Source organism: Bradyrhizobium jicamae (assembly GCF_018130215.1).
GTDB lineage: Bacteria > Pseudomonadota > Alphaproteobacteria > Rhizobiales > Xanthobacteraceae > Bradyrhizobium > Bradyrhizobium jicamae_A.
On sequence record NZ_JAFCKQ010000028.1, the window covers coordinates 78,992 to 93,639 of the forward strand.

At 64.9% G+C, this 14,648-nt stretch carries 14 protein-coding genes; 2 read left to right on the forward strand and 12 right to left on the reverse strand.

All coding sequences use genetic code 11. The features are described from left to right. Positions 1 to 59: 59 nt before the first annotated feature. The 11 genes from JQ586_RS25955 to JQ586_RS41180 all read right to left on the reverse strand — a co-directional run bounded on the left by JQ586_RS25955 (position 60) and on the right by JQ586_RS41180 (position 10,913). The gene (locus JQ586_RS25955; RefSeq protein WP_249148147.1) at positions 60 to 1,079 is read right to left on the reverse strand and encodes a branched-chain amino acid ABC transporter permease; all 1,020 of its coding nucleotides are present in this window, start codon (positions 1,077 to 1,079) and stop codon (positions 60 to 62) included. Positions 1,080 to 1,084: 5 nt separating this feature from the next. Next, positions 1,085 to 1,951 (reverse strand): branched-chain amino acid ABC transporter permease, encoded by an 867-nt coding sequence (locus JQ586_RS25960; RefSeq protein ID WP_212397457.1) that lies wholly within the window; start codon positions 1,949 to 1,951, stop codon positions 1,085 to 1,087. Positions 1,952 to 1,971: 20 nt separating this feature from the next. Then, the gene (locus JQ586_RS25965) at positions 1,972 to 2,670 is read right to left on the reverse strand and encodes an ABC transporter ATP-binding protein (protein ID WP_212397458.1); all 699 of its coding nucleotides are present in this window, start codon (positions 2,668 to 2,670) and stop codon (positions 1,972 to 1,974) included. Further along, the gene (locus JQ586_RS25970) at positions 2,657 to 3,388 is read right to left on the reverse strand and encodes an ABC transporter ATP-binding protein (protein WP_212397459.1); all 732 of its coding nucleotides are present in this window, start codon (positions 3,386 to 3,388) and stop codon (positions 2,657 to 2,659) included. The genes JQ586_RS25965 and JQ586_RS25970 overlap by 14 nt, the downstream gene beginning before the upstream one ends. Position 3,389: 1 nt before the next feature. After that, positions 3,390 to 4,706, reverse strand: a complete 1,317-nt coding sequence (locus tag JQ586_RS25975; protein ID WP_249148149.1) for an ABC transporter substrate-binding protein — start codon at positions 4,704 to 4,706, stop codon at positions 3,390 to 3,392. A 45-nt stretch (positions 4,707 to 4,751) separates the two neighbouring features. Then, a complete protein-coding gene (locus tag JQ586_RS25980; RefSeq protein WP_212397460.1) occupies positions 4,752 to 5,837 on the reverse strand; it encodes a GTP-binding protein in 1,086 nt (361 codons plus the stop codon). Then, on the reverse strand, positions 5,837 to 7,501 hold the full coding sequence (locus JQ586_RS25985; protein WP_212397461.1) for an amidohydrolase: 1,665 nt from the start codon (positions 7,499 to 7,501) through the stop codon (positions 5,837 to 5,839). The genes JQ586_RS25980 and JQ586_RS25985 overlap by 1 nt, the downstream gene beginning before the upstream one ends. Before the next feature lie 173 nt (positions 7,502 to 7,674). Then, a complete protein-coding gene (locus JQ586_RS25990) occupies positions 7,675 to 9,252 on the reverse strand; it encodes a gamma-glutamyltransferase family protein (RefSeq protein WP_212397462.1) in 1,578 nt (525 codons plus the stop codon). 239 nt (positions 9,253 to 9,491) lie between these two features. Beyond that, on the reverse strand, positions 9,492 to 9,665 hold the full coding sequence (locus JQ586_RS25995) for a hypothetical protein (RefSeq protein WP_212397463.1): 174 nt from the start codon (positions 9,663 to 9,665) through the stop codon (positions 9,492 to 9,494). A 509-nt stretch (positions 9,666 to 10,174) separates the two neighbouring features. Further along, positions 10,175 to 10,744 carry a hypothetical protein gene (locus JQ586_RS26000; RefSeq protein ID WP_212397464.1) on the reverse strand — a complete coding sequence of 190 codons (570 nt, stop codon included), beginning with the start codon at positions 10,742 to 10,744 and terminating at the stop codon, positions 10,175 to 10,177. Positions 10,745 to 10,790: 46 nt separating this feature from the next. Beyond that, positions 10,791 to 10,913 carry a hypothetical protein gene (locus JQ586_RS41180; protein WP_283815483.1) on the reverse strand — a complete coding sequence of 41 codons (123 nt, stop codon included), beginning with the start codon at positions 10,911 to 10,913 and terminating at the stop codon, positions 10,791 to 10,793. Between the two features lie 283 nt (positions 10,914 to 11,196). Here JQ586_RS41180 and JQ586_RS26005 point away from each other — a divergent pair, with 283 nt between their 5' ends. Next, positions 11,197 to 12,084 (forward strand): alpha/beta fold hydrolase, encoded by an 888-nt coding sequence (locus JQ586_RS26005; RefSeq protein WP_212397472.1) that lies wholly within the window; start codon positions 11,197 to 11,199, stop codon positions 12,082 to 12,084. A 145-nt stretch (positions 12,085 to 12,229) separates the two neighbouring features. Here JQ586_RS26005 and JQ586_RS26010 read toward each other — a convergent pair whose 3' ends face one another. Continuing rightward, the gene (locus tag JQ586_RS26010) at positions 12,230 to 12,901 is read right to left on the reverse strand and encodes a LuxR C-terminal-related transcriptional regulator (RefSeq protein ID WP_212397465.1); all 672 of its coding nucleotides are present in this window, start codon (positions 12,899 to 12,901) and stop codon (positions 12,230 to 12,232) included. A gap of 249 nt (positions 12,902 to 13,150) precedes the next feature. Here JQ586_RS26010 and JQ586_RS26015 point away from each other — a divergent pair, with 249 nt between their 5' ends. Continuing rightward, positions 13,151 to 14,353, forward strand: a complete 1,203-nt coding sequence (locus tag JQ586_RS26015; protein ID WP_212397466.1) for a serine hydrolase — start codon at positions 13,151 to 13,153, stop codon at positions 14,351 to 14,353. The last annotated feature ends 295 nt before the right edge of the window (positions 14,354 to 14,648 follow it).

A 14,648-nucleotide genomic window follows, 5' to 3' on the forward strand; every position in this document is an offset into this window, starting at 1 on the left:
CCTCTTCAAAACCGATCACGCCGAGCATACAGACAAAGAAGGCCGCGTGAAGCCTGCGCTTACACGGCCGACCGTTCCGATACCGTTGATGCCACCGTCGCAGGCGATGAACGCGGTGCGGCGCGCTGCACGTCCAGGAGGCGCACGCCGATACGGTCGCGCAACGCCGGCCAGATGCCGCGCGGCGCCACCATCATCACGATCACTGCAATGAGGCCGAGGCCGACGAGGTACCAGCCGCCGGACAGGCCCAGCGGGCCCGTCATCAGCTCACGCAGGCCGAAGAAGATGATGACGCCGAGGATCGGGCCTTCGAGCGTCCCGATACCGCCGATGATGACGATGAACATCATGTAGACGGACCAGTTGACGTCGAACGCCGCGAGCGGCGCGATGAACAGATTGCCCATGAAGCTGAGCGCGCCGGCAAGGCCGCAGCCCGCCGCCGACAGCACGAAGGCGACGAAGCGGTTGTGCCGCACATCGACGCCGAGGCTCATGGCGGCAAGATCATTGTCGCGCACGCTCATCAGGCCGAGCCCGAAGCTCGAGGTCATCAGCCTGTAGAGCGCCGCGATGGTTCCCAGCGCCAGCGCACCCGCCAGCCAGAACATGGTCGGCTCGAACCAGTCGAAATCGATCAGCTTGCTGGTGGCGAGCGGCATGCCCGAGGTCCCGCCGACCGCCTGCGATTTCATCGTGAATGCGCCGACGATCTCGGCGAACACCCACATCGCGATCGAGAAATACGCATCGCGCAGCCGGAACAGCGGAAAGGCGATGATCGCGGCAACGATGGCGGCAACCAGCGGTGCCACCGGCAGCACCCAGATCGGCGTGACCTCGAGCCAGCCCGAGGTCAGGAACAACGCATAGGCACCGAAGGCGATGAACACCTGGTGGCCGAGCGAGACCAGCCCGGCGTAGCCCGCGAGCAGGTTCCACATCTGCGCCATCGTCAGCACCAGCAGGCACTCGGTCGCCAGCCGCAGGACGCCTTCGTTCAGCACGAAGGGCGCGCCGGCCACCACGGCGGCGAGAACGAGACCGGAGAATGCGAGGATCGTCCGTGTCGGCATCGGTGTCACGCCCTGCTCGAGACGAGGCCGGAGGGCCGGATCAGCAGCATGATGAAGAACAACAGATGCGCATAGAGCAGCCCGGCATTGGGATCGATCTTGAGCCCGATCAGCTGCGCCATGCCGAGCGCGATGCCACCGAGCAGCGCGCCCCAGAACGAGCCGAGCCCGCCGAGCACGACCACCTCGAAGGCGATCAAGAGCCGCTCGGCGCCCGAGAACGGCGTGAAGCTCGAGCGCACCGCGAGCAGCACGCCGCCGATCGCGCCCAGCGCCAGCGACAGGCCCATCACGTAATTGTAGACCCGGTCGGGCTTGACGCCCGACAGCCGGACGATGTCGCGGCGATCGGCCGTCGCCCGCACGATCCGTCCGAACTCGGTGCGACGCAGGATCAGTTGCAGCGCCATGAACAATAGCGCGGCCAGCACCAGCGTGAGCAGCGGCATGATGCCGATGTTCAGCCCGCCGATCTCGAGGCTCGCGCGAGAGAGCTCGCCGACCTGGAGACTGCGCACGTCGGCGCCGAACATTTCGACCATCACGTTGCGCAGGATCACCGAGACGCCGAAGGTCAGGAGCAGCGGCGACAGCGGATCGGGCGACGTCACGACCCGGTTGACGATCAGCGCCTGGTACAGCCATCCGACCACGAACGACAATGCGATCACCGGGACCAGCATCAACAGCGGCGGCACCGACGGAAACAGGTTCGCGAGCAGCACTGCGCAGAACGCGCTCAACACCATGAACTCGCCATGCGCGATGTTGACGACGCGCATCACGCCGAACACCAGCGCCAGCCCGATGCCGAGCAGGCCGTAGAGCCCGCCGAGCAGCGCCCCGTTGATCAATGTCTCAACCCAGATCATGTCCCATCGGTCCGTGTTGGCTAATTGCCGAAATAAGCATGTGTCAGTTGCTCGGGCAGCAATCCCTGCGCCGGCGCGGTCAGCGACACCCGCCCCTTCAGCAGGCAGTAGATCCGCTCCGTGGTGGCGAGCGCACGCTTGACGTCCTGCTCCACGATGACGACCGCCGTGCCCTCGCGGCGGATATCCGCGAAGGATTGATAGATCTGACCGACCACGACGGGCGCGAGCCCGAGCGAAATCTCGTCGCACAGCAGAAGCCGCGGGTTCGACATCAGCGCGCGGCCGATCGCGGCCATCTGCTGCTGGCCGCCGGAGAGCTGCCCCGGATACATCCGCCGCCGCTCCGCGAGGATCGGAAACAGGTCGAACACCCGCCGCAACGTCCAGCTCCCGGTCCGCCGGTTGACGCTGCCCATCAGGAGGTTCTCCTCGATGGTCAGCGAATCGAACAGCAGCCGCCCTTCCGGCACCATGATGAGGCCGAGCCGCGATACCTGCTCGGCGGGTATGCTCGAAATGTCGACGCCGTCGAACTGGATCGCGCCGGAGCGCTGCTCGTTCAGCCCGACCAGCGCCTTCAGGAAGGTCGACTTGCCGGCGCCGTTGGCGCCGACCAGCGCCACCGCCTCGCCGTTGCCGACGGTGAAGTTCATGTCGAACACGGCCTGGAGATCGCCGTAGAAGATCTGCAGGCCGCTCACGTCAAGCAACGCCATCGGCCTTCAATCCCATGTAGATTTCGCGCACGATCGCGCTGTCCATGACGTCGGCCGGTGGCCCCTCGAGGACCTTGCGGCCGAAATCCAGCACCAGGATCCGGTCCGACACCGCGCGCAGCGCATGGGGAATATGCTCGATCCAGATCATCGCATGATCGGCCTTGACCGTCTTGATGACCGCGACGAGGCGCTCGACCTCGGGCTCGGTCAGCCCGGCCGCGATCTCGTCGAGCAGGATCAGCTTGGGCTTCGAGGCCAGCGCCTTGGCGAACTCCAGCCGCTTGCGGTCGATCAGCGGCAAGGCGCCGGCGAGCTTGTCGGCTTTCGCCTCGAGCCCGGTGCGCTGCAGGACCTCCATCGTCCAGCTTGCCGCCGCATCGCCATAGAGGCCCGCGCCGTAGGACGCCGCCACCAGCGCGTTCTCGTAGACCGACAGATGCGGGAACGGCTGCGGGATCTGGAACGCCCGCCCGAGACCCTTGCGCGCGCGGCGATGCGGCGGCAGGCCTGATATCTCCTCGCCGTCGAGCATGATCGACCCGGCGTCGGCCGTGAGCAGGCCGACGATCAGGTTGAGCAGCGAGCTCTTGCCGGCGCCGTTCGGGCCGATCACGCCGAGACACTCGCCGCGCGTCAGCTCGAAGCCGACGCCGTCGGCGACGACGATCTCGCCGAAGCGCTTGCAGAGCCCGTTGACGGAGAGCAGCGGTGCCATCTCAGCTCAGCTTGGAAAGCAGCTCGAGATCGGCCTGCTTCGGGATGAACGGCGCCGTGCCGTTGTGCACGATCAGGAGCTCGTATTTCGACTTACCGCTCTTGGTCCTGCGCCATTGCCCGCCCGACAGCGACGTCACCGCGACGTTCTTGATCGGCGTTCCCTTGAACTTCACCGGCCCGACCACCGTCTCCATGTCGAGACCCGCGATCGCGTCGCGCAGCGAATTCTTGTCCTTGGGATCGCTGTTCTGCAACGCGGCGAGCGCAACCTCCCACAAGGCATGGGCGTAGCCGATCGGCTGCGTCCATTGCTTGCCGGTGGTCTTCTCCCATTCCGCGGCGAGCTCGCCGGCGCTCTGCCCGGTCAGCGACGATTTGAACGGATAGGCCGGCGTCCACCACACCTCGGTCGACATGCCGTCGCCGCGATCGCCGAGCGCGTTCACTGCGCTCGGGAACAGGAAGGCGGCGGCGACCGTGCACACCTGCGGCTTGAAGCCGGCCTGCGCCGCCTGGTTCCACAGCGTGACCCAGTGATTGCCGTAGGTGAAGCCGGAGACGATGTCGACGCCGTTGTTCTTGAATGACGACACCTGGTTGGTGAAGTCGTCGGTCGCGATCTGGAACTTGCCGGCGGAGAACTCCTGATAGCCCGCCTGCGTGATGCCGCCGGGCAGACCGACCTTCGGATCGGAGAACGCCTGGCCCGCGGGATTGTCGATATAGAGCGTGCCGACCTTCTTGTTGGTCGCGACCGACTGCCACATGCCGAGGAAGTTCTTCACGACATCGTCGGCGCCCCAGAAGAAATGGTAGCTGTAGGGAAAGCCCTTGTCCGGCGTCGATTTGCGCGGGAACATCCAGCCCTGCCACGGCACCATGGTCGAGATCGACGGGATGCCGCGGGCGTCGGAGAGCTCCTGCACCGGCGCCTGCGCATCGCCATCCTCGATCAGGATCAGGTCGCATTTTTCGCGCAGCACCAGTTCACTGGCCACGACCGACGAGCGGTTCGGATCGGACTGGTTGTCCTTGAACACGAACTCGACCTGCCAGGTCTTGCCGCCGATCTTGAGCCCGTCCTTGAGGCGGGCCTTGATGCGCTCGTGGATCCAGGTATCCGGCTCGGCGAACGGCGCACGGACGCCGGAAAGGCATCCCACCCAGCCGATCTTGATGGTGTTGCCGGCTGCGCGCGCAATGTTGACCAGCGGCACGTTCATGGCGGATGCGAGGCCGGTGGCACCGGCGGCCTTCAGCAGCGTGCGCCGGTTGAGCCGGCCGGCGGCATTGGTTTTCTCGTTCGTCTCAGTCATGTCCCTCTCCCACAACAACAGATGATGAAATGCTCTCGACGCAGCTCACGCCGCGGGTCGCTGGATCGCTGTGCGGCTGACCGCCGCGAATTTGCACAGGGTGGTCTCGATGATCTCCCGCGGGATGCCGCGCACGATGAAGACCAGCCGCGAGCGGCGATCCTCCGACGGCCAGCCGGCCAACGAGATCGGCGGATGGAAGACGTGCTGCACACCGTGCACGACGAGCGGCGCATCGGGCTGCTCGGCAACGTTCACGATCGCCTTGAAGCGCAGCAGGTCCTCGCCCTTCAGCGCCGCAACATAGTCGAGCCAGCGCGAAAACGCCTCGCCGTGGATCGGCTCGTCGATGACGAGGCTGAAGGACTGCACATCGCTGTCGTGGGCGTGATGGACAGGGTGATCGCAGCGCGTGCCCTCACAATCGTGCGCGTGATGATGCGGCTCGACCGCAGCCCTTGCGGCCGTCTCGAACCAGCGCACGACATCGGCCGACCGCGCCGCCGGGTCGAACAGTCCGGCGTCGAGCACCCTGGCCGGATCGACGATCCCGTTGCTGACCTGGCTCAGCGCCGCGACCGGATTGATTGCCACCAGCCGCGCCTCGAGCCGTGCCAACGTGTCGCCGGAGACAAGATCGGTCTTGGTCACGAGCAGCCGGTCGGCGACCGCGACCTGCCTGACGGCTTCGGCATGCGCATGAAGCGTATGCGCGCCGTTGACCGCATCGACGGTCGCGACCACGCCGTCGATCCGGTAGCGGCCGACGATGTCGGGCGCCGTCATCAGCGTGTGCAGCACCGGCACGGGATCGGCAAGCCCGGTGGTCTCGACCAGTACGCGGTGGAACGGCGGGATCGTCCCGGCCGCGCGGCGCGCTGCGAGGTCATCAAGCGTTTCGATCAGGTCCTCGCGCACCGAACAGCAGATGCAGCCATTGTCGAGCAGCGCCAGCCGATCCTCGCTGCTTTCGACCAGCAGGTGATCGAGCGCAACCTCGCCGAATTCATTGATGATGGCGACGACGCCGCCCATCTCCGGCTGGCGCAGCAGATGGTTCAGCACCGTGGTCTTGCCACTGCCCAGGAAACCGGTGAGCACCGTGACCGGGATATGGTCGACCGCGTCCATCACGCCCGCTCGTACACCTTGCGGCCCTCGAAGAAGGTCATCTCGACCCGCGTGTCGGCGAGCCGGTCCGGCGCGACGTCGAAGATCATCTGGTCGAGCACGATCAGGTCGGCCGATTTGCCTGTTTCGATCGAGCCGATGGTCTGGCCGAGGCCGGCCGCCCGCGCGGCGTCGATGGTGTAGATGTCGATCACGGTGGCCAGATCGAGCGCCTGCTCGGCCCACAGCGATTTGCCGGGGAAATCGCCGGTCGGATTCTGCCGCGTCACCATGCCCTCGATGCCCTGCCATGGATCCGGGATCGGGATGACCGGCCAGTCGGAGCCGCCGGCCATCAGCGCGCCGGCATTCTTCAGATCCCTGTTCGGCCAGAAGCGCTGCGCCCGCTCGTCGCCCATCGCGGCCTTGTGCGCCTCGAGGAAGACGGTCGGATACCAGATGATCGGCGACAGGTCGGCGGCGACGCCAAGCGCGGCAAAGCGCGGAATGTCGTCCGGCGTGATGTAGCTCGCATGCGCGATCTGGTGCACCAGATGGGTTGGGCCGTTGAAGCTGCGCACCACGTCGATCGCGTCGAGCGCCTGCGTCACCGCGGCGTCGCCGGCACAATGGATCTTGGCGGCGAGGCCGAGCTTCTCGCAGCGGCCGAGCCAGCGGATCAGGTCCGGCACGGTCAGCATGGTGGCGCCGCGGAAGCAGCAGCCGCGCACGGGGTCAGCCAGGTAGGGCTCGTGGAACGCGGCGGTCTTGGCGCCCGGCACGCCGTCGAGGAACACCTTGACGTAATCCGGCTTCACATGGGCGCCGCGATACTCCTCGCGCAGCGCGAACAGCTCCTCGCCGGCCTTGCCGAACATGAAGCCCGGCTCGACCACCGGCATCGCGCAGACCGCCCAGGCGGTGAGCTCGCCGCGGTCGTCGAGCCCCTTCAGTGCCGCCATGATCGGCTGCATGCTGGCAGCATCGATGAAGGCGGTGACGCCATAGGTGTTCAGCACCGAGATCGAGCGCGCCACGGCGGCGCGATCCATCTCCGCGGTGTAGTGGCCGGAGGCCGCGAGCGCCCGCTCGACCAGGCCCGACGCCGCCTCGATCATGATTCCGGTGAGCGTGCCGGTCTTGAGGTCGCGGCCGATCTCGCCGTCGGTCGGGTTTGGCGTGTCGGCCTGCACTCCGGCGAGCCGCAGCGCGGCCGAACTGGCCCAGCGGTTGTGATAGCTGTCGTCGCGCAGCACGACGGGATGCCCGAGGCATGCTGCGTCCAGCAGCGCGCAGGACTCCGCGGTGTTCATCTCGCCCAGCAGATTGTTGCCGAACTGGCCCCCGACGATCCAGGCGCCCGGCGCCGCCGCTGACGCCGCCTTGTGCAGGGTCTCGGCAATCTTCGCAACGCTGGCGCTGGAGGCGAAGCGCAGCTCGTAGAGATCGGCCTGGCCGCCCATCATGATGTGATTGTGGATATCGACGATCCCCGGCATCGCCATTCGTCCGCCGAGATCGACGGTTGCGGTGCGCTCGCCGACCAGCGGCGCGACGTCGCGCTCCTCCCCCACCGCAATGAACCGCCCGGCCCTGACCGCCGCCCATGTCGCCCAGGGCTGCTTGCGGTTCGACGTGTAGATCCGACCGTTCCTGAACACGGTGTCGGCGAAGCTCTTGTCCATAGGCATCAAATTCCCGCAGGGAGGGCCCCGAAGCGCGCCGTCCGTCTGCGCGCTGTTCGCGCATGCCAGAGACCCGCGCTGGAGGCCGGCATATTCAGGCAAAGGTTCGGCAAGTCGGGTTTCCGAGCAATCCACCATCCGGTGGATGATGTCTGAGCAGGCCCGGCTTCGCCTCAGAACCCCAGCGCGAGCCCGTCCTTACGGTGGTCGGAGGCGCCGAGCAGGATGCCGCGCGCGTGATCGATCCGGATCGCCTGGCAACCGCCGATCGGCTCCTCGGAGAAGCGTGCGTCGTGGCCGCGCCCGCGCAGCTCGTCACGGATCGCCGATCCAATCGTCGTCTCCAGCGACAGCACGCCGTCGAAGGCAAAGGAGCGCGGCGCTTCGGCCGCAGCCTGGATGTCCATCTTCAGGTCGAAGATGTTCGAGAGCAGATTGGCGTGACCGGCAGCCTGGTAGTGTCCGCCCATCACGCCGAACGACATCACCGTCTTGCCGTCCTTGCGCAGCAGGCCCGGGATGATCGTGTGCATCGGGCGCTTGCGCGGCCCGAGCGAGTTGAGGTGCCCGGGCCTGGCACGAAAGCTCCAGCCGCGATTGTGCAGCAGGATGCCCGATGTCGGTGCATAGATGCCGCTGCCGAACGGATAGAACAGCGAGTTGATCAGCGACACCGCGTTGAGGTCGCGGTCGACAACGGTGACGTAGACGGTGTCGCGGTGCTCGATGTCGTCCCAAGCCGCGGGCTCGGAGGCGCGGCTCATGTCGATGCGGGCGCGAATGCGACCAATATAGTCGTCGGCGAGGAACGAGGCCGGATCGATATTGCCGGCCGAGGGATCGCAGAAGAAGGCGTCGCGGGCGCGATAGGCCGCTTTCGTCGCCTCGGCGAGCAGATGTATGCGATCGGCCTGCGACAGCGCGCCGACGTCGAAGCCCGCAAGGGTGCGCAGGATCATCAGCGCCGCAAGGCCCTGCCCGTTCGGCGGACATTCGACCACGTCGTGATCGTGGTAGCGCGCCGAGATCGGACGCACATCGTCCGAGGTGTGCGCAGCGAAATCATCCATCGTGTGTGCGCCGCCCAGCCCGCCGAGGATGCCGACCATCTCCTCGGCCGCTTCACCCGCGTAGAAGGCGTCGCGCCCGTGCTGCGCAATCCTGCGCAGGGTTCGGCCCAGCGCGGGTTGCGCGCGGATGTCGCCGACCGCAGGCGCCGCGCCCCCGGGCAGGAACTGTGCCGCCGCATGCGGGTCGATTTCGATCCGCGCGCGGAATCGCCGCCAGTCCTCGGCGACCCGCGGGGTAACGCAGAAGCCTTGCTCAGCCGCCGTGATGGCGGGTCGGAAGATCTCCTCGAGCGATCTGCTGCCGTGATCGGCGACCAGCCGGCACCAGGCGTCGATCGCGCCCGGCACGGTCACCGCCTCCGGCGATGTCGGCGGAATGTCGCGCTGGCCCCGGGCGGCGTACTTTTCGATGTCGGTGCCCGAGGGCGTGCGGCCGGAGCCGTTCAACGCAACAGGCTCGCCGCACCTGGGCGAGTACAGCGCAAAGCAATCGCCGCCGATGCCAGTCATCTGCGGCTCGACGACACCCTGCACCGCGACGGCTGCCACCGCCGCGTCGACGGCATTGCCGCCGGCCTTCAGCATCTCGACCGCAGCGAGCGTCGCCTGCGGATGCGAGGTTGCGGCCATGCCCCTTTCCGCAACCGCCACCGAGCGGCCGATGGTCATGAAATTACGCATGTCGTATCCCCGATGCTGCAAGCGGCCGCCGCTCGCCAACACAGTCGAATACGACACCGATCTCTCAAGGACTGTCGGCCGGCCGCAGCCGTCGCGGCAATCGACCAAACGGTGGATGAATCAGGATGAGGACTTGTAGGATCGCAAAGGTCCGCTGTCTCCGAAAGACGACATGAACGCCTACTGCATTCATGTCGGCCTTGGGCCAACAGGTAGCGGAGGCCGCCAACGAAGACGCCCTACTCTCCGGAAGGCAGTTGCCGATCCGCTCGCTGACGCGCTTCCAACCAGTCAGCGATGGCCTTGTACTCGCGCGCCATCTTTTCGAGCTCTGCCCTCGTTTCTCGGTGCTCTGTGAGGGCAGCCTGAAAATGGCACTCCCGCTCCAGTGCGCGGTACTTGCGATGTGGCATCGTGACCTCCTTGTCACGCGTAAGCCCTCTTTAGCGGATGTTGCGGAGGTCGGGATTTAACTAGGATAATCGCTGCCAGTTTTCCCAAGGTGTTGGGCCTGCCTGGGGAACGGCTCTTGGGTTTTTCGGCCGAGAAATGTGTCGGGCATGTGAAACTGCCTCAAGACTTCGCTTGCCTTCAGGGCGAACTCCCGCAGGCGCTGCAATTCCTTGATTTCATTCTGAGACGGCCTGCGAACTCCGCGTCGGAACAGCATCGTTGCGCTCCTTGGTTACGCAGGTGGGAGCGCAATCGGTCTCTCTGCCACCGACGCCCACGGGCATAGCCGTTGCCGGTGATGAGGATATCGTATCAGGCGGCCGGCCAGGCAGGAAGGCAATTCAGGGACCGGCCTCTGCAAACTCGCGCGCGAGGGTCAAACACGATTGTCTGGCAACCTGGAATGGTTGTCGGACTTCGCCTTGACATCGTGAATTGCTCGAGACGAAGCGCCGCAAAGCAAGTGGGTTTAACTTCGCCTCTCCGCGTAATATTTCGTCAGCGCGTTCGCATCTTCGAACAGCTTCATGTTCTTCGCCAGATCGTATCGACACTCGTCCAGGCTTTCAGGGTCCCATTCGCTCCGCTCGGCGGCGAAGAAGTCGCCGCCGTAGACGTGTATGGCACCTGTGAGGCGGGGAATCGGATTGGTAACCGAATGAATGATGTTGTGGCCGAGAGGTTCTGCGTCGCCGACACACAACGCTCTCGCTCCTGCCGCTTCGACCCTTCCGCTGCCATCGGGCCGTCGTCGCCAAAACATGTTGTCCTCTCGCCCACTGTAGATGCCGATCACCGCCCACATCTGGTGATTGTGAGGCATGACCGTCATCATGGGTCCCCAGATGACATTGAGGATCGTAAGATCCGGCGCATGATAGAGCTTCTGCACTCCAGCGCGCTTCGGCTCGCCAATCCCTTTGAGAACCGAGTTCGGGTCCGATACGGCACGCGCGACCACTTCGCGAACCAGCTTGTGCGATGAATCGGCGCGCAGCGCAGCCCGGCAATCGGCGGTGAATTGCTCAAGGTCGAACATATCGGTCCCTCCAGCAGGAAGTAACCCGGCCAAAATAATCACGCCGTCAAAACGTATCGCCGCAGAACCATTCTGGCAACCTTGTGAGCTCGCCGGTTCCAGAGTAGGTTATCTCGATGCCGTCAATATCTTGCTGGCGCGCTCCGGTGAAGGAGCGTTGCAGCTTCATGGCATGTGTTTGAAAGCACCTCTCCACTCGACGCATTTGAGATAGTCATTAGGAAGGGCGCAACATGATGTCCTCATCCGATGCGAGTCATTTCTCGAGTGTTACTCTGTGCGACCGGCGAACCGTCCTCCGAGGAATCGCGGGGTCATTGGCTCCCACTGCGCTGATCGTTGCGACGGACGCTTCCGCCGACGCATTGCGAGGCGTCACTTTGGCTGCGGCCGATGCTGGCACCGCGCAACATGTCGTGTCCCATCGAACCGTTTCCGTAAACGGGCTGCGCATGCATATCGCTGAATCGGGCGCGGGTCCGTTGGTACTGCTGTGCCACGGCTTTCCGGAATGCTGGTATTCCTGGCGGCATCAGTTGCAAGCGCTCGCGGAAGCAGGCTTTCACGCCGTGGCCCCTGACATGAGAGGGTACGGCCAAACGGACGCCCCCGAGGAAATTGCCGAGTACACGATCGGGCACAACGTTTCGGACATGGTGCAACTGGTTGCAGGGCTCGGAGAAAAGCAGGCGGTCATCATCGGCCACGATTGGGGTGCACCGGTTGCCTGGTCTTCAGCGCTGCTGCGGCCCGATCTCTTCCGTGCGGTTGTGGCGATGAGTGTGCCGTATCGCGTACGTCCACCTGTCGCGCCGATGAAAGCCCTTCGCGATGCCGGGACCACAAACTTCTATCAGCTGTATTTTCAAACGCCCGGCGTGGCGGAGGCCGAATTCGAAAAGGATGTCGATCGCAGTGTGCGGACGCTCCTTTACGGCACCGGCCTATCGCTGATGATGAAACCGGGAAAGGGCTTCCTTGCGGATACGACCATCCCGCAACAATTGCCATCCTGGCTGACGGACGAAGACATATCCTACTTCGTCGACACCTATAAGCGCAGCGGTTATCGCGGTGGCTTGAACTGGTACCGCAATATCGACCGCAACTGGGCGATCTCGGGAGGCTGGGAGGGGCTGAAGATTCAGCAACCAGCGCTCTTCATTGCGGGAAGCAATGACGGCGTCATAAAGTTTGCGGCCAAGGCGGTTGAGAATCTGCCGACCGCAGTGCCGGGATTGAAGAAGACCCTCATTCTACCCGACAGCGGTCATTGGATTCAGCAGCAACGGCCGTCGGAAGTGAACGCTGCGATACTCGAATTCTTGCGGTCGGCATAGCCTGTGGCGACCGCCATCCCGCTGGCAGTCGACTGCCGCTGGAATAGTACAATGCGGACCGCTGGCTCGCGATGACGTTGGTCGCTATGCCGTTGGTCGCGATGCCGTTGGCTCGCGATGACGTCGATTGACGCCGCGCGCGCCTTCAGTGCGGCCGCGACATCAGCGCGACGACAGCCGAGCGGGTCTCGACGCCGAGCTTCTCGAAGATGTGGATCAGGTGCGTCTTCACGGTGGCGAGGCCGATGTTGAGGCACTCGCCGATCTCGCGGTTGGTGCGGCCACAGCACAGCAGTTCGACAACCTCCATCTCGCGCGCGGTCAGGCCGTAGCGCGACTCGTCCGATGCGGACGACAGACGGCTGGTCAGGTTGAACTCGAGATAGTCGTGGATCTTCTCGGCGATGTTCATGCTGCCGTCGGGGATCCTGCAACCCGGCGCCCACAGCACGCTCATTCCGGCAACGATACGCTCGTTGCGGCGGAAGAAGAACTCGATCATGTCGGCGACGCCACACTGGCCGGCGAAGGCGCGATAGGTCGCGGCCTCCTGCGAGGCGCATTGATCGAGTGCGACGCTCAGCCGCGCGATCGGCTGGTTGCGCGCGGAGCGCGGATGCAGCGGATCGAGCCGGTTCATGCCGGCAAGGTACTGGTCGTGGAAGTTCGGCGGGACGTTGCTGGAAAGCACGAAGCGGTTGAGCGTGAGGTTGCCGTCGACCTCGTAGAATGCGGTCGCCGAGCCCTCGAGGATTCCGCGCGCGAACTGAATGGCCTGCGTGGTCGCCGGATCCGGTCGGCCCAAAAGCGCAATCATGACCTACCCTCCCGATGTTTCCTGCGATGTTTCCCGATGGCGGACGTCTGCGCGTCGCAATGCCGATTACGCTGGGGCAGACGCGCGGCCTAGTCAAGCAAATTGCGGGCCAAACAGCGGAAATGCACGTCTCCTGAAACGGTTAGGCCAGCGTAACCCGCCGCCAGCCTCCACCATCCGGTTGATTGCGCGCGGGTGCGGCGCATGCGGAACCTGTCAGGGACCCCCAATGACAGTGCTGGATCACGAATGAATTCGCGTCGCATCATGGCCGCTTTCCCTCCGGGAAAGGACGAACTCGTCACGCTCGCCAACTGGCGGCAACATCCGTTCAACGAGTGGGCGTTCCGCAACGTGCGCGAGCTGTTGCCCACTGCCAACATCGCACGGTCGCGCGAGCCGGCCGCGCTTTCCTTTGCGCCTCGATTCCTCGACGACGCCAGCTTCGCGAATCCGCGCGGCGAGGCCATCACGGTGGCCGCCGCGTTGCGCAGCAGCCACACCGACGGCATCGTGGTGTTGCATCGCGGCCAGGTGGTGTCGGAATGGTATGCCCATGGAATGACACCCGATACGCTGCATCTGATCTTCTCGGTCTCCAAGTCGGTCGCCGGCACGCTGGGCGGCATCCTCGCCGATCACGGCAAGCTCGATCCCGACGCGCCCGTTGTCAGCTACATCCCGGAGATGGAGGGGTCGGTCTATGGCAGCGGCTGCACGGTGCGGCACCTGCTCGACATGAGCGTCGGGATCCGCTTCGAGGAGGACTACCTGGACCCTGACGGGGATATCATGAAGTATCGCCGTTCGACCGGATGGGAGGCACCGGATCCGAGCGTTCCGCCGACAAATCTGCGCGACTATCTCCGGACGCTGCGGCCGAACGGCAATCCGCATGGCCACACTTTCCACTACGTCTCGACCAACACCGACGTGCTCGGCTGGGTTTACGAGCGCGCCTGCGGCATCTCGTATGCGAAGATCCTGTCGCAGTATCTGTGGCAGCCGATGGGCGCCGAGCACGACGCGTGCATCACGGTGGATTCCCGCGGCGCGGCGCGCGTCGCCGGCGGCATCAGCGCCACGCTGCGCGATCTCGCCCGGTTCGGCGAGATGATGCGCAATCACGGCGTCAGCAACGGCCGGCAGGTGGTGCCGAGCTGGTGGATCGACGACATCAGGCATGGCGGCAACGCCGAGGCCTGGTCGCGCGGCGACCTGACCCAGGTGTTTCCGAACGGCAACTACCGCAGCAAATGGTACACGATCGAGCGCGGCGAAACGCCGTTCGCGGCGGTCGGCATCCATGGCCAGTGGATCTACATCGATCCCGCGAGCGAGATGGTGATCGCACGGGTCTCGTCACAGCCGCTGCCGATGGACCTCGATTTCGATCACATGTGGCTGCGCGGCTATCGCGCCATCTCGGCGCGGCTCTGCGGCAAGGCCTGACGGAATTGCAAGGGCGCAATCGCGCGCTGGCACTGATTTGCCCGACGGGGCAAGCCCCCGCCGCAAAAATATTTCGGTTTATCGGTAGACAGAATCAATGTATAGAATTTCCCGTCTCACCCGCTCGAGGGGCGCTCGCGATCGTCACGAACGTGGTGGTGGGATGCGGTGGACGCTGCGTGCGTGACTGACGAGAGCGCATGAGGCGGACGGCGAAATCGTGCAGGCCTGACGCCCTGGTGGCAGGTGTCCTCTCGTGAAGCGTGCGAAAGCATCTTTGCGAAAGCGGTGACAA